Source organism: Bradyrhizobium manausense (assembly GCF_018129685.1).
Lineage (GTDB): Bacteria > Pseudomonadota > Alphaproteobacteria > Rhizobiales > Xanthobacteraceae > Bradyrhizobium > Bradyrhizobium manausense_D.
On record NZ_JAFCLG010000029.1, the window covers coordinates 18,665 to 34,559 of the forward strand.

General features: G+C 56.2%; 11 protein-coding genes. 4 read left to right on the forward strand and 7 right to left on the reverse strand.

The annotated features are described in order from the left end of the window. Window position 1: 1 nt before the first annotated feature. Window positions 2-1,303 carry an HAD-IIIA family hydrolase gene (locus JQ621_RS32955; protein WP_212241193.1) on the forward strand — a complete coding sequence of 434 codons (1,302 nt, stop codon included), beginning with the start codon at window positions 2-4 and terminating at the stop codon, window positions 1,301-1,303. Window positions 1,304-1,356: 53 nt separating this feature from the next. After that, window positions 1,357-2,346 carry a GHMP family kinase ATP-binding protein gene (locus JQ621_RS32960; RefSeq protein ID WP_212241194.1) on the forward strand — a complete coding sequence of 330 codons (990 nt, stop codon included), beginning with the start codon at window positions 1,357-1,359 and terminating at the stop codon, window positions 2,344-2,346. Between the two features lie 96 nt (window positions 2,347-2,442). Here JQ621_RS32960 and JQ621_RS32965 read toward each other — a convergent pair whose 3' ends face one another. Genes JQ621_RS32965 through JQ621_RS32975 form a run of 3 tightly spaced genes read right to left on the reverse strand, consistent with a single transcriptional unit; the run spans window position 2,443 to window position 7,216 of the window. Next, window positions 2,443-4,833, reverse strand: a complete 2,391-nt coding sequence (locus tag JQ621_RS32965; RefSeq protein ID WP_312015471.1) for a glycosyltransferase — start codon at window positions 4,831-4,833, stop codon at window positions 2,443-2,445. Continuing rightward, the gene (locus JQ621_RS32970; protein ID WP_249125723.1) at window positions 4,722-5,756 is read right to left on the reverse strand and encodes a glycosyltransferase family 2 protein; all 1,035 of its coding nucleotides are present in this window, start codon (window positions 5,754-5,756) and stop codon (window positions 4,722-4,724) included. Before JQ621_RS32970 ends, JQ621_RS32965 begins: the two co-directional genes overlap by 112 nt. Then, the gene (locus JQ621_RS32975; RefSeq protein ID WP_212241196.1) at window positions 5,753-7,216 is read right to left on the reverse strand and encodes an oligosaccharide flippase family protein; all 1,464 of its coding nucleotides are present in this window, start codon (window positions 7,214-7,216) and stop codon (window positions 5,753-5,755) included. Before JQ621_RS32975 ends, JQ621_RS32970 begins: the two co-directional genes overlap by 4 nt. Before the next feature lie 296 nt (window positions 7,217-7,512). Here JQ621_RS32975 and JQ621_RS32980 point away from each other — a divergent pair, with 296 nt between their 5' ends. Further along, window positions 7,513-8,715 carry a glycoside hydrolase family 16 protein gene (locus JQ621_RS32980; protein ID WP_212241197.1) on the forward strand — a complete coding sequence of 401 codons (1,203 nt, stop codon included), beginning with the start codon at window positions 7,513-7,515 and terminating at the stop codon, window positions 8,713-8,715. A 1-nt stretch (window position 8,716) separates the two neighbouring features. Here JQ621_RS32980 and JQ621_RS32985 read toward each other — a convergent pair whose 3' ends face one another. Beyond that, window positions 8,717-9,970: an O-antigen ligase family protein gene (locus JQ621_RS32985; RefSeq protein WP_212241198.1), complete on the reverse strand. Its 1,254-nt coding sequence runs from the start codon at window positions 9,968-9,970 to the stop codon at window positions 8,717-8,719. An 8-nt stretch (window positions 9,971-9,978) separates the two neighbouring features. Then, complete coding sequence (locus tag JQ621_RS32990; RefSeq protein WP_212241199.1) at window positions 9,979-10,953, reverse strand: polysaccharide pyruvyl transferase family protein; 975 nt, start codon at window positions 10,951-10,953, stop codon at window positions 9,979-9,981. Between the two features lie 62 nt (window positions 10,954-11,015). Here JQ621_RS32990 and JQ621_RS32995 point away from each other — a divergent pair, with 62 nt between their 5' ends. After that, complete coding sequence (locus tag JQ621_RS32995) at window positions 11,016-11,909, forward strand: FkbM family methyltransferase (protein ID WP_212241200.1); 894 nt, start codon at window positions 11,016-11,018, stop codon at window positions 11,907-11,909. A 103-nt stretch (window positions 11,910-12,012) separates the two neighbouring features. Here JQ621_RS32995 and JQ621_RS33000 read toward each other — a convergent pair whose 3' ends face one another. Further along, window positions 12,013-14,292 (reverse strand): family 16 glycosylhydrolase, encoded by a 2,280-nt coding sequence (locus JQ621_RS33000; RefSeq protein ID WP_212241201.1) that lies wholly within the window; start codon window positions 14,290-14,292, stop codon window positions 12,013-12,015. Between the two features lie 413 nt (window positions 14,293-14,705). Next, entirely contained in the window at window positions 14,706-15,764 is a 1,059-nt protein-coding gene (locus tag JQ621_RS33005; protein ID WP_212241203.1) for an acyltransferase family protein, read from the reverse strand. Between the last annotated feature and the right edge of the window lie 131 nt (window positions 15,765-15,895).

A 15,895-nucleotide genomic window follows, 5' to 3' on the forward strand; every position in this document is an offset into this window, starting at 1 on the left:
TATGCAGGCGGTGATTTTGGCAGGCGGCAAGGGCACCCGCTTGCAATCGAGGCTTGGTGGTCTACCCAAACCTCTGGTCGACGTTGATGGCACGCCGTTGCTCCAGCGGCAAATTGAGTGCTTGCGAACACAGCAAATCACCGATGTCGTCGTATTGGTGAGCTACCGGGCCGACGCCATTCGCGCATTCTGCGCCGCCCACGACAATTTCGGAATCAAGGTTACAATCATCGACGAAGGGGAACCTCTAGGAACAGCTGGTGCCGTGCTGGCGGTGCTCGACCAACTGCAAGAAAAGTTCCTCGTGATTTACGGAGATCTCCTGGTCGATGCCGATTTCGCTCCCATGATAGCGGCTCACAAACAGAACAAGGCGGATGGAACGCTCTTTCTCCATCCAAACGATCACCCGTTCGACTCGGACCTCGTCGAACTCGACTCCGGCGGGCGGGTCATACGATTTCTTCCTTATCCTCGGCCACCGGAAGAGTTTCATCGCAACCTCGTAAACGCTGCGGTCTACCTTCTCGAGCGCGATGCCCTTAGAGACTTCGTAGACATTCAGAAGCCGAGCGACTTCGGCAAGAACTTGTTTGCCGAAATGATCCGGGCCGGCAAGAGATTGCTCGGTTATGTTTCCTTCGAATATATCAAGGATATCGGGACTCCAGATCGTCTCGACAAGGCCGTAAGGGATCTTCGTTCCGGCCGCGTCGAACGCGGTAGGTTGTCTTCTCTGCAACAAGTTGTGTTCCTGGACCGAGACGGTACTTTGAATGAGGAAGTCGATCATCTTCACGATCACCGACTCTTGTCGCTGCTGCCGGGCGCCGGTGCAGCCATTCGTCGACTCAACGAAGCACAATATCGATGCATCGTGATTACCAATCAACCAGTGCTGGCAAGGGGAGAATGCTCTCTGCATGAAATGGACCTAATTCATGCCAAGCTGGAAAGCGATCTCGGCAGGGACCGTGCCTTTCTGGATCGTATCTTCATGTGTCCGCATCACCCTGATTCAGGATTTGCGGGCGAAATCCCGGAGCTGAAGCGCGCCTGCAATTGCAGAAAACCCGAACTCGGCCTGATCGAGGACGCCGAGAAAATCATGCGGATTGATCGCAAGAATTCATGGTTCGTTGGCGACAGCACGACGGACATCGAGACCGCTCGCAGGGCGGGATTGAGGTCAATCCTCCTTCGAACCGGCAAGGGCGGGATGGACGGCAAATTTGACGTCAGAGCCGACTTCACTGCGGAGGGATTGCCCCAGGCCGTTGACATCATCGTTTCAAATTTCTGAGCAAATACTGGGACTGAGTGGAAGCGGCTGTCAGCTGCGGTTTCGAGGTTATCATGATCATCAGTCGTACACCGCTACGCATGAGTTTCGTCGGCGGAGGAAGCGATATACCAGCGTTCTACAGAGAGTACGGCGGCGCCGTGCTCAGCACCGCAATCGACAAATACGTCTATGTGAACATTAATCGGAAATTCGACGGCGGGATCCGTTTAGCGTACTCGAAAACCGAAGAAGTCGACGACCGTGCAAAGATCGAGCATAGGCTGGTCCGAGCAACCTTCGAGCTGCTGGATATCGCAGGGGGCCTCGAGATCACCACTATCGCCGACATCCCGTCCCGAGGGACAGGATTGGGATCATCGAGCAGCTTCACCGTCGGCCTAATCAACGCGATATCCGCCTATATTGGACGTTACGTATCGCCGGCAGAATTGGGAGAGCAAAGTTGCAAGGTGGAGATCGAACTTTGCGGTGAGCCGATCGGCAAACAGGATCAGTATGCTGCCGCCTTCGGCGGATTTAACCTGATCCGCTTCAATCCTGACGAAAGCGTTCAGGTGTCTCCTGTAATTATGCGCCACGAGTTGCGGGCACAGCTTCAGCGCAACATCTTGCTATTCTACACCGGCATTACAAGGAGCGCCTCTAGCATTCTGCAGTCACAGTCCGATGCGATGAAGAGCGACAGGATCAAGCGGGAAACCCAGCAGCGCATGGTGCAGCTGACTTTCGAGTTGCAACGGGAATTGCAGGCGGGAAACCTCGAGAACTTCGGAGCTATCCTCGACGAGAACTGGCGCCTCAAGAAATCGCTGGCGACGGACATCAGCAATCAGAATATCGACGACTGGTATGAATGTGCACGGAAGGCTGGGGCGCGGGGCGGGAAGATATTGGGTGCCGGCTCCGGTGGATTTTTGCTATTTTACGCCGAGGAGGAACACCATCTGGCAATCGAAAAGGCGCTTCAGCTGCGGCGGGTGAACTTCTCGTTTGAGCCACTAGGGAGCCAAATCATATTCTACAATCCGACAAGCACCTAAGGTGCGATGAGGCTAAGATGAATCTCATCGCGCTTTAGTTTGTTGCTTGAGCGTGATCTCTTCGAGAAACAGCTACGCCCTCTTCCGGATCACGCCCTAGAAGACGGATACGGAGCGCGCACCGGCTTGAGGGGACTGCCAGGACGGCTCGCGGCCGCCGCCCGAGGTGAGCGCTTTAAGCATTGCTCCGTAACAAGCTTCTTCCGAAAAGTGCGCACGCGCGACACCAAGGGCCCTCTGCCCGAGCCATAGGCGAGTTTCCTCGCTCGATAGCAGCAGGTCAATCTCTCTGGCAAAGCCCGAGGCATCATCCGCGATCCTAATCGCATCGACAACGATCGCTTCGACACCTTGCGCAGTCACACTCGTAGCGACGATAGCCTTGCCCTGCCCCATCGCTTCGACGAGTTTTATCTTTAGGCCCGACCCCGCTCTCAAGGGCGAGACGACAACGCCCGCATCCTCGTAGAACTGAGCTATGTCCTCGACGATACCGTGAAGCCGGATACCCGCGGGCATCCGCGCCATCTCGTTGCAGACAGAGCCCACAACATCCAACTGCACGGTCGGCCTGCACTTCGCGATTTTGGGCCAGACCTCGTCTATGAACCATCGCAAGCCGTCAACGTTTGCTGCGGTCTTGCTTCCGACAAACAAAAGCCGATCGGAATTCCCCGACTTTGGACCCACAACTACACGCGTTGCCATTGGAGCCAGCAGAACGGGCTTACGAACTCCAGCTCGATGCAGCGTTTCGGCCTCGTTCGCCTGAATCGCGAGTATGTAATCACTCGCCTGCAGCATTCGCATTTCCGTTGCCAAATCGAGTTCGGGAATCGAATCCTCGACCTGGTTCTTGCCAAAGTGATCGTTTCTTGCCGAGAGTAGGTCGTGCATCACGACCAAAGCGGGGGCCTCAGGAACCAGCATATACGGACGCGCCGCCGTCAAGAATGCGTAGTCGAAAATGACGTGAGTGCAGACCTTACGTACTTCCTTTGCCAGAAACAGTTCGTCATGTCGAGTCAGCGGCGCGGCCACCGCGTACGGCAAGACAGCCGAGCGAGTCGGCAAGCCGAGCCGAGCGCCGACCTTTTGCAATATGGCTACCATAGCGCGCATTGCGACACGCGGGTCGTTCGCGATGATGAGATTTCCGATCCTCCGTGAACCGCGGATCGTGATGGAATCGAAAGCCGCCATCTCGGGCTTGAGCCAGAGAAAGGGCCATCGACCAAAAGTCGCTGGCGATGGCGAGAGATAATGCAGCCGGAATCCCTTCGACTTCAGGAAGTTGGCCATGCTCAGGATATACGCGGAGCTCCCGTTCGTCGCCCCCACAATCCGCTGCCGCGAGATGATGCAAACACCGGGAACAATGCGAGAGGAACCTCGTCCGAGCGTCGAGCGCTTCAGCCGACCGAGAAAACTTCTTAGAGGATGCTTGAGCAGTAACACCGGTGACGGATTCGAGAAGCATGCCCTGACGATGGCTCGCAAAGATCGTGCCTTGATCGACGCAATCAGTCGCTCGAGATTATACGCCCGGCGAATCGAGACCGCTCTTAGCTGCGATGCTGCAAGAGCCTCGCCGCCAATTTCAGGCCTTCGCGAGAAGTTCGATTCGGAATCCTCCATCGCGCGGCACTGTTCATACGACAGACGGTGTGAAATCGACGATGCGTGTTTTCGATAGAAGTATAGAAGTTGAGGATAGACGCGCAGCCTGGCACCTCTCACCAATAGCTCACGCAACAGAGCATAGTCCTCCCCATTCTTTAGTGCTTCGTCATATCTGAGGGAGTCCAGCAACTCACGCCGGACCAAAGGTTTGGAATAGCCGAGCGGCGGCAGCTCGCCGTAGAGAACGTTGGATCGGATGAATGTGGCAGCATCGACCCAAAACGGCGCCTTTGCCCATTGTCCGAACAGCAACGTCCGGCTAGAGCAGGACAGGTTGCTCTCAAAAATCAGCAGATCGTCGGCCACGATGTCTGCACCATCGGCCCGGGCCAAGCCGAGCAGTATCTGCATGCGGTCTGGGTGAATGATGTCATCACTGTCGACGACGGCGATCCATTCCCCCGAGCAGCACTCAAGCGCCCGATTTCGCGCCGCGGCAGGCCCCCGGTTCATCTCCGACTTGAGGAGCACGATGCGGGAATCCAACTCCGCAAAAGATTCAACGATTCGAATGCTTTCGTCAGATGAGGCGTCGTCCGCGACGATCAGCTCAAGATCCTCGATAGACTGCGCGAGCACCGATCGAATCGCGTCAGCGATGAAACGCGCGCCATTATAGTTGGCCATGACGATCGATATCGCAGGCGCGGTCGCGAGTTCCCCCTTCGTACCTCGCTGGCTCGATCTGACTGTCATTGGACGTTGCGAACTTGTAGCGGCCTGAAGGCCCGATCCAGCGCCGCAGAGCCGAAGCTGCGGAGAAAGCCGCAGGACCATCCGAGATGCATCACCATCGCAGCGCATCCGGAGAGGCCGGCGCACCATTGCCGTTCTCGTAGTCCAAGCAGAAGGCCGACGCCGAGACATGACGCGATCCAGCCCGCGGCTGGCAGCATCATCAACGGGAGAAAGACGCCGAAGGGAAGCAACGCGACGGCCGGCACAACTGCGAGCGGGAGAAGCTGGCGCACCTTGAGCGATTGACGATGCTTTAGCGCATTCTTTGCGCGTCCAGCCCCATATGAGAAATACTGGCGAAACAACCCTGCTACAGTCAGTCGAGGATAGTAGATCATCGAGGTCAGGCCGGTCAGCCAAATCCGGAATCCCGCCTGTCGCAAGCGCACATCGAATTCAGCGTCTTCGTTATGGCTGAAGTCGGTGTCGTACCCACCGATCGCGCGGAAACTCGCGATTCGGACAAGCGCATGGTGTCCATGATCGATCCACCGTCCCGCGGCCTCGTTCCTATGTGCAGATCCGCCGTTGCCCAGAATGGAGTTCTGCGCACTCGCTGCCGCCTTCTGAAAGCAAGTCCTTCCCTCGCTTCTCATTGACACGACGACCGCGTCGGCGCCGAGGTTTTCTGCCTCCGACAAGAGAGCCGAGCAATATCCCCCCGGATATTGGCCATGTGCATCGAGGCGCAACAGGTAGTCAAAACCCGAGCCAAACTGGTCAACTGCCAGGTTGAGCGAACTGCTCTGAAATCGGCGCGGATTGTGGATTAGATGCACGCCGCGCCCCTGATCGGACAACCGTTGTACAATTTCCACGGTCCGATCGGTGCTGCCTCCGTCGACAACAACGATCTGCGCCTGCAGTTCACCAAGGTCGGCGACTAGGTAATCGATCAAATCCTCGATGTGCCGTTCTTCGTTCAGGCAAGGTACCACCACCAATACCCTTGGATGAACTTGATTTGAGAATTCAGCTTGCGCCCTCAATTGCGAACACCTCCCAGGTCGACTCTAAAAACTAAGCTTAAGAACAGCAATATTCCGGAGCCGGCGACGGCCATAGCGATGAGCAGCTGGATAGCCGGCTGAACGACAGACGCGCCCGCTCCCTCAAACGAACACCAAGCAATACCAAACATCACAATCAGTGGCATCAGAACTCTCTTAAGATAAAGCGAAGCCAATGGGGTTTCACCATCTCGAGCGAGATACGCCGCATATGCTGTAAACATGCAATTCTTGAGCAGGAGCATCTCTGCGAGCAGAGTGGCGTTGATGCCTGCGAGTAAAAGCACCAGCGCCAGCCCAACGCTTCCGGAACCCAGAGCATACTGAAAAACGAGACGATTCTTGAAAGTCACTGACAGTAGCGAGGCATGAATGCTGCCATAGACCCGGGCAAGCCCAGACAACACCATAATGGCCGCAAGCGGTGCACTTCCGCTCCACTGGGCACCAAGGACCTGATTTATGATGACGAGATTTCCCGCGACGAAGATCATGATCGGCGCCCCGAACAGCACGGTCACGCTAAGCAAACATGCTTCGATCGCTCCGGAGCGATCCACCCTCTCGCCGGCCGAAGCAAATATCGGCTGGAACATAATCGAGGAGAACGACGTTTGAGCGGAAAATATGGTCGTCTCGAAGCGTTTGGCTAGATTGTAGAATGCTATCCCGACAGTCGGAAGAAACGCAGACGCCAGTAGCGGTTCAAAGTAGTTGTTGACCGCTCCAACCGTACGAACTCCGGAAGCGTAAGCAGCTTCGCCAAGAAGTGGAACTAGCAATGACTTCTTCAGGCGCGGCATTCGAACCGCATTCGATCGCACGCACAAAACGAGAAAGCCGACAACCGACTGGCAGACGTAGTACGACGCAATCGCCGCGAGGGGCATATTGAGCACGATGAGCACGAGCGAGAGAACTCCCGCTGCGCCCGCCCCTATGATGCCCCGGACGGCTACTCTTCTGACCTGAAGAAGCCTTGCGAGCCGCGCTTGAGGCTGCAGCGCGAGAATGTCGAAGAGGATTTTCGCTGCGATTGGAGCCAGGAAGGGAAACATGCTCTCCAAATCGGGAGCCCGCTTCACGAAGATTACTAGGCCAAGAGTGTAGACAAGCCCAGCAGCGATTGCGCTGAGTAGCAAGAGACCAGCTGCCGCGCCCTCGGTCTCCTCGTCGACTTGGCGTGCAACGAGAACCTCGTACAATCCTTGCGGGCAAAGCGCCTTCAACGCCTCGGCAGCCGTCACCGCGACCGTGATGACGCCCACCTGCCAGGGAGGAACGACACGCGCAAAGACCAGAAAGATTGCGAACGGAAGCACCACAGTGACCGTCGCGTTGGCTGCAGACCAAAGCGCCGCAAAGATCTTGGTCCGATCAACGCTCGATTTGCTCTTGTTCTGTGCTGTCACGTCTGTTGTATTCCAGTTGGCGATCACCAGGAGGAACTCACTATACTCGGCTCAGGATATGCAAAAAAGACGGCCATTCAACCAATTGTACCGAATTCGACAGAGACAACGTACTGCCGGCTAACGGGGAGACGCCAGGACACTACGATTGCAATGACACAACAATTGCAATGACTGTGCCGTCTCTTGGCCGCAATTAACCTTGATCTGAGCGATGGTCATGCGTCCATGAATCAACTGTACCGTCCCCCTGAGCGATGAGCGTTCGTCTGCGGTCGGCTCAAAGCGCCTCGTTCAACTTCTTCGCTTTTGGAGCATCGTGCATGAGACTGTCAGCTCGATTGGTCGCCGCGGCTGGCATTGCCTTCAACCTGCCGGCAGGCGCGCTCGCGCAAGATGTCCCGATGGTTCAATCGAGTTGCAAGCCCGCGACCGCCCGGATCGTTGATCAGCCCAAGCCGACGGGCGGAAGCGCTATACCCGTCACGCCGGATGGGACCCATGCCATGCATCTTACTCTCGACGAGGAATTCAAGCAGCTCGATCGCAAGGTCTGGACGACAGCCGTCAGGCCGGCGAATGCGGGCGAACAGCAGGTCTACCTGGATAGCGAAGTGGAACTTGGACCGAAGGGGGGCCTTCGGTTGAGAGCGCGCCGCGAGCAGGCGTTTGGCAAGAGGTTCGTCGCCGGCGCAATTTCGAGCGTCATGGGGTTTGCACAATTATACGGCCATTTCGAGATCAAGGCGAAGTTGCCCAAGGGCGCGGGCCTCTGGCCGGCGTTCTGGCTCCTCCCCCTCGATCAGACTTGGCCTCCCGAAATAGACGTCTTCGAATTTCTCGGAAGACAACCGAGGTCGTTGTACCAAAGCTTTCACTGGAGAACACCGGCAGGCAACGGTCAAAAGGTCTTCGACAGCGGCCCTCTTCACAACATCGACTTTTCCGACAGCTATCATGTGTTCGCCGTCGATTGGCGACCAGAGTTCATGGTGTTCTCGATCGATGGCAAAGAGAGTTGGCGGGCGACGGAGAAGATTCCCGACAAGGCGATGTATCTGATTGCGAACCTTGCCCTCGGCGGAGGCTGGGCCGGTTCACCGCCCGACGATCTGGGCTTTCCAGTTTATCTGGATATCGCGTACATTCGAGCGTTCCAATATGATGATCTAGCCGATCGAGAGCCGGCGATAATGGAGTTCGGCCCAACGGAGATCCAGATGCCAGGCCCAGAATCGGCGAACGCAAAATTCGTGGGAGTCTTGCGCACCGGCCGCCAAGACCTCGATCAAGCAACCGTACATCTTTGGGTGCAGGATGCTGCAGGAGAGCACATTTTCTATCATTCCTACACTCGCTTGTCTCATCTTGGCGGATCTGGAGCGTATGCCTATTGCATCAACATACCGACGGCGAACCTCGCCGCCGACACTTACGGCATCAAGCTCGCCGCATTTACGCAAAACAAGAAGATCTTTCTTGCTTTGGCCAACCGCTTGGTGGTCGCCGGTCAAGACAAAAAATAGATCAGGCGTGTCCCTGCAACACGGCTCTGCGCCCATAGTAGAACGCAACCAAATAGAGCGCATACCACGGGCTGAAAACCTGAAACAAATTGACGTCCTGGAACTGGACGACACAAAGCGAGATGATCAGGCCCAGATAATAACCCGCCGCATTGCTGGATCGCAGCCACGTCCATTTCGCGACGACCCAGATCATCGGAGGCATCACGATGAGAGCACTGCACGCCCCTATCCAACCAAGCTCGACGAGCATTTCAAAGAAAAGGTTGTGAAAGTGAAACCCCGAACGTGCGGTCAATCGAAATCTGTCCCACAAGAACTCTGCCGCGGAATGCCCGGGCACCCAGAATGCCTGATAACCCGTTCCAAATATGGGATGTTCGTCCGAAAACCGAGCGGCCCAATACCAAAGCTCGGTTCTGCCCGTCAGAGTGCTGTCTTTACCGACAAGCCGCAGCAAATCGTCGCCGGCGAACATCAGAAGCAACGGAATAACGGCCACCAGAACGATTCCAACAAGGCAAGCGCAGAGGATATACACGCGCTGCTGCCTAGCCGGAACCAGTTGGATGAAGAGATATCCGGCGATGATTGCACCGCCGATCATTGACGCCACCAACTGGCCCACCGATCGGGCCGCCACCGAGGTGACAAGCCCAACCGCGCAACTGGCTATCGAGACCAACCGAACGGGTGAGTTCGTTCCCCTTGAAAGAGCTATGAAGAGGGACGCCAAGAACATCTGTGCCCCGCAGGCGCCCAGCGTGTTCTTATTGGTGTAAATGCCGGCTAGCGAGACAACCCCTGTCAAGCCATCGACTTGCCGGTGACGAACGACCAAACTCAACAACACCGCTAGGCCAGTAACTAGCCCGGCTGTCCCGACGAAAGCCCGAGGCGTAGTGGCCTGTGCCGCAACTAGCACCAACCCGGTGGTCAGGCAGAGCTCGACGCTCATGCGGAGGGTCAGATCCGGCTCAGAGGACCAGACGACAGACGCGAGCGCGAGGAGCGGAACGAACCACGGGAGCCAACCGGCGATTGCGATGGCCTCTTTCAGGTTCGCGAAGCTCCTGAGGCAGTATACGAGCGAGCAGCCAAGTGCGCCGAAAATGATGACCGGCCCAATAGCTTCGTTGAACACCAAACCGGCAAAGGTAAGAAGTCCGCACCACCATCCCAGCGTAAGAAATGGCACCTTGGATGCGGCTCGGAATTCTCCGATTGCGTCTTCGCTGCTCGCTGCGTGTGCCAAGTGCTCTTCTACGACCCGTGATACCGTTTCAGATCCTCAAGTCTCCTTAACATACGGTCCTGATTGCGCGCCAGCAGCGCTCGATCGCTCAACCTCGCCGACTGCTGGGCGAGAGTTACGAGCGCTTCCGCGGTCAAATTAGGTGAGTAGTCGCTCCCGGCCAGCTTTCGCGCTCCCGGAACCGCTTTGACTGCTTTTTTAACCCACATCTTCAGGGTCGAATGTCTTGCTTGGGTCCGGCGGCCAAATTCCGCAAGACCGTCTTCCAGCGAAAATTTGACGGTGGTTCCGAACGGCTCTTGGCGCTTCCCGAATGTCACCACCGGTCCCTCGCTCGGCGGTGGAACTAAGGTAACCTCCAAGGGAACGTCGATGGATGACGTCCAGTCGACCCACTTCGCTACCGAAAAATTCTTTGACGTCGCAAAGCTGCGCCAAGGCACGTCGTAGCTATCGGCAATGATGGCTCCGTGGAGAGATTCAGCCAGAACCAGCTTCGATTGCGCGATTTTCTCGATAACCTTAAGGGGAGTATCTCGTGGATCGATCACGTCGAACCCGGTCAACTTTGCTACATCCTCCCATCCGCCATAATCTAGAGTTTGCCAATGAGGAACGATCGATATGCGACCTTGCGCTCTTCCCAATTGGGGCGGCCAAATGAGCGGAACAAGAATTGCGCCGTCGCTTATTGCCGCATCCTCGTCCAGACCAAGCGAATGTGCGGAGAGCGGACCTCGCACACACCAGTAGCGGACTTGGCGATCGGCCCAGGAATCTACAGGGCAATCGCCAACGCCGCTCGAGAAGACATTGAGCTTCTTGAAAGGGAACGACGGAATTCCGATAATCGTGCCAATCCCGACGAACGCCTCGTCAGACCGTCGGTCGTCAAGCACATCAGGAGCCAATTTGGTCCAAATTTCAGGGTTCAGATCGTCACCAAAATTGGGCAATCTGGATTGGTAGTATGCCAATTGCATCGATAATGCTCGGTTGCGCAGCCGCCTTGCTTTAAACAAGTGAACAGAATGGATCAACAAAAATGGCGAAAAATATGAACTTGGGCTACATTTACAATCGGCTGCTGACTGAGGTCTCGCTGGCGGTGGAGCCTCGCTTTCAGACATTGGTCAATGGACGCACACTTTCTATTGTCGGCCGGGAGAGAGCGGTCGCTCATCTTGCATCGGATTGGCGGCCCAAATGGAAAGCACAACTCCTGCAACGTATCCTGAAGTTGCGCGAAGGCGCCTTCGTGGATATTGGCGCCAATCTCGGTCAGACCCTTCTCGATTTCATGTCGAGCGCCAGTTCCCGCCGCTACGTGGGCTTTGAGCCGAATCTCAAATGTGTTGAGGTTCTCACGGGAATTGTCGCTAGGAACGGCCTGACCAACGCCGAAATCGTGCCGGCCGGTCTGTCGTCCTCGACGCGTCTTCAGAAGCTCTTCATTGGTGACGACTCAAGAACCGATGAGGCTGCAACGATGGTTCGCGACCTGCGACCAGGCAGGCGAACAACGGTTCAGTGGGTGCCTTGCTTCAAGTTCGACGATTTGACCGATCAGCTCAATTTGACGCAAATCGCAGCGATCAAGATCGATGTGGAGGGCTTCGAAGCCGAGGTGATCTCCGGAATGGCGGAGTCACTGAAACGGTTTCAGCCATGGATCATTTGCGAGGTTCTACTACGGGACAAGGAAGCCGATGCAAACTTCTACTCTGAGCGGTCAAGCAGGTTGATCAAACTGATCAACGAGACTAACTATCGGGTTTTCCGTATCCTTAAAACGGCTGATGCGATGAGCGCGATCCGGCTGGAGCACGTGACGGAGTTTCCGAACGAAATTTGGACGCCCGAGCGATCCGAGCAGTGCGACTATTTGTTCGCGCCTCGCGTCGCGTCCGAGTCCGAACTTGAAAAATTGTTCCGCTAGACCCAGCGCCGCTCGCCAACACTGGGAAAAGCACCGACCTAGAGAAGACATTCCGTACTTATGCAGACCTTTACCAAGGGGGCATCAGTACGGGAGTCGTTGCCTACACGAACATGTAGTCCGAATGCGCGAGCAGGTGGTACGTGCCATCGTGATTTGCCTGGACTGCAACGTTCAAGGTCCCTTCAACGTGGCCAGCGGCATCCACGACGTTATAGCTTTGCGTCTGGTGGGAGGCCGCGCTGACATATCCCTTGAAGGCCAGATCAGATCCAGCCGCAAAATTCTTGAACTTGAGCAGGTCGTGGCTGTTTGAGCCATCTGTGCCCTGGAAATAGAGAATGGTGTCGACCTGTCCACCCACACTGCCCTTGGGCATCCTGCCGCCGTCGAAGATAAACGTGTCCTGGCCGGATCCCGCCGAAACGTTTGAGATGCCAGATCCAAATGTGACGACGTCTGTGCCACTTCCGAGATGAATCTTGTTGTTCCCGGATCCGGAATCGATCGCCACGTTCCCGTTTCCAGTATCGATGGTTTTATCGCCGCTCCCGGCGGAATAGACCAGCCCGGTCGCAACGTTGTTAGGCGCGAGGTTTACCGCACCCTTCACGCCATCGCCGGACACAGTCGCGGCGACCGCGATATTCACCGTGGTGGCCGCCGACTGGCTGAATTGGTCGTACGCAATGTAGGTGAAGCTGTCGGTTCCGGCGAAACCATCCTTGGCGGTATACAGGAAAGAGCCATCAGCGTTCAGCTGGACGACACCGTGAGAGGCCGCGGAGCCCAATTTTGCCGAGAGAGCGACCCCATTCAGGTCCTTGTCGTTCGCCAACACCCCGTGCGCGGCATCTTCCGCCAGCTTGCTGCCGGTCGCCGAGTAGAGGTCAGCCATCGTTGAGGGCGCCTTGTGACCAGCGCTCCCGGTCTGGACGCTCGCATCAGTCGAATAGGTTGAAGCCGACACCGCCGCCGAAGTTGCGTATGTGCTGTCCGCCGAAGCGTAAGCCTTGACGTAGTCGATCTTCATGCTCGCACTGGAATGGCCGTCTGCAGCCCCCGGCCAACTGCCGTTCGCGCCAACCGCGAGGTTGAGCAGCATGTACATGGGCTTGTTCATGTCGGCTGGAGTCGTGATCTTGCCGACAGCCACCCCGTCCACATAGTAGGTGACGAAGTCCTTCTCCCAATCCACGCCGTAGGTGTGGTATTCAGTAGTGGTGTTCGCCACATCGGCGACAACGGTATTGACGACGTTCGGACCACCAACCTTTGAGTGGGTGGACAGATATAGCGTCGACGCCTGCTGTCCGAGTTGTTCAAAAACATCCAACTCCGGCGGCCAGCTGCCGTCAGCGGGCAACAACCAAAACGCTGGCCAGAAGCCCGCGCCGGACGGGAGCTCCACCTTGGCCTCGAAGTAGCCGTAGAGTTGCGCGAAGGAATGCGCCGTCGTGATGACTCCGGAAGTGTAGGTCAGCCCGGAGCCGGCCGGCACGGATCCTGCTGCCGCAGGCGCAGCCGTAATGGACAGAACTCCCCCGCTGTCCTTGAACGGATTAACGCCTACGGAAGCATCTGAATAATACTCCGCCTCGTGGTTTGCAGAGATCGTTCGGGCGCTCACGTACTTCGTTTGCCAGACGGTGCCATTGCCGTCGGCCGATGCACTGAACGTATTGAACTCATCATCGAAGGTGAGTTTCATCTTCGACAAATCAATCGGAAATTCGAAATTCTTGGCGCTCAGTTGCGTCTCATTGACGTTACGCAAAATGACTGAGTCAGTAGCGCCGAGCTTGATCACCACGTCATTGCCGACCTGACTCATGTCGGCTTTGAGTGATTTGAAATCAAACGCTTGGAATCCCGAGATTCTGACCTGATCCTTGGTCGTGTCGAAATTGTAGATGACTTCGCTGCCGTACCCCTTCGACATGACGAATGTGTCAGGTCCTGCTCCTCCGACTAGCACGTCATTTCCCCCCATCCCGTCCAAGGTGATGGCGCCAGGACCATTGGCAACCATAAGGTTCTGCAAACCGTTTCCATAACCGGTTGCATTTGTGCCGGTTATCGTAAGGTTCTCTACGTTCTCGGGCAGAGTGTAGGAGGCCGAATTAACTGTTGCAACGACCGTATCGATACCCCCGCCTGGAAGTTCTACGACCTTGTCGGATGACGAATATACGTAATATGTGTCATCCCCATTTCCCCCCACGAGCGTATCGTGGCCGTTACCACGGATGATGTTACCACCTGACTTTCCCACGATGACCTGGGTCTGGGCGGTTGCCATGAAATGATTGGCACTCGGAACGTCCGAGCTCAACAGAGCCAACTGATCCTGAAAATCATGAAACGCCGACGCCTTAGCCATTTTTCTCCACCTGCACGAACTTTTTTCTGGCCTCATTCGTACAGGCGTCGAATTAAGTTCAAGTTTCGGAGAAGCCGCAGTTTGGTCCACGATGTTAATCACCTCGAAACTGCCTCCCGTATTCCAACGGACAAAAGGGCGGCAATTTGCGGATCGTACCGTTTGTCAACCAAACCAATTAGCCTGAAGGCAACCAAATCGGCGCGTTTGCCGCGCACCGAAGTTCGGAGCTCGATGGCATAGACAGCTTGCGGGCCTACGAGGCTGGAGAGGCGGCGTACCCATGACATCGGGCAAAGGACACGACTGTCGCTTCGTCTGCGCCGAACAAGAGCGGCCACCCCGGCTCGACGAGCATCAGCAGTCGGCTCCGCAGTGCGGCGTCAAGACACCGCCGCTCAGCGCGGATCGGCTCAATTTCGAGCGCCTGACTTGATCCGATTGGACTCCAGGAGGCGCCTCGCTCTGGTCGAAAGAGGCCGCTCAATGAAGCGATAAATCGCAATACCCGCGATTATAGAGAGGCCGTAGGCCAAGATAATCAAGATCGCTGAAGCCAGCGACGACGCCAATAAACCCGAAGAGGCGGCCAGCTTACTTACGCCTTGCGTAACAAACGGGTGGCTCAAGTAGAGCGAATAGCTGGCTGCTCCGATCAGTTGCAAGCTATCGCCTGTTGCACTAACGCCGGCGCGTTCCAACACCAGCGCAGCGACCATCAATCCAGTGGCCGGTATAGCCGTCAGCGGCCAGACTGAGTTGTTTAGATGGGCGGCGAGTATTAAAGCGATGAAACCGCAGGGCAAAGCAACCATGGCGAGACGGGTGGCGCGCTGCGAGTTTGGTAACCTCGGATAGATCAGCCCCAAGATCATTCCAGGAATGAATTCGAGAATGATGGGACGAGTAATGAACCGGAGAGGGGCCGAGAGGTATTCTCGAAATACGACGCCGAAGGTGACCATCGCGACGATCAGGCTCGCAACAGCAACCAATCGAGGCACCGGTTCGCGAACGAACAATCCCAGCGCGAACAGCACGTAAAAGAACATCTCGTAGTTCAGTGTCCAGCCCAGGAAGAGCACCGGACGCATCGTGCCATCGCCCCTAGTGTAAGGGATGAAGAGCAGCGATTTCACAAAACCAGAAAGAGATGCCGTGGTATGAGCGAGCACGGATGGAAGGATCAACGCCAAAACGAACGTACACAAGGTAAGGAGCCAATAGAGCGGGACGATTCTCGCGATGCGATGCGCGAAAAAGGCAACCGGCCCAGAGTGCTTGAGGCCGGTCGTATACACCATGATGAAACCGCTAATGATGAAAAAGAGATCCACACCCGAGCCGAAGGCCTCGCGAACGTCACCCACGAATGGCCAAACCTGCCGAATTGAAGGAATAAGAAGCTCACAGTGGACATACACAACCATGAGCGCCGCAAGGGCACGGAGCGCTTGAACGTTTGCAAGCATGCAAGCACTTTCCAATGCTGAGCAGTGATAAGACCTAGTTAGTCAATTGTGACAACACGACGCTCCAACGGGAAGCCGCATGGAGGGCGGACCTGGAATGACTAGAGTCCGCCCTCCTCCGCCAGTTCTTA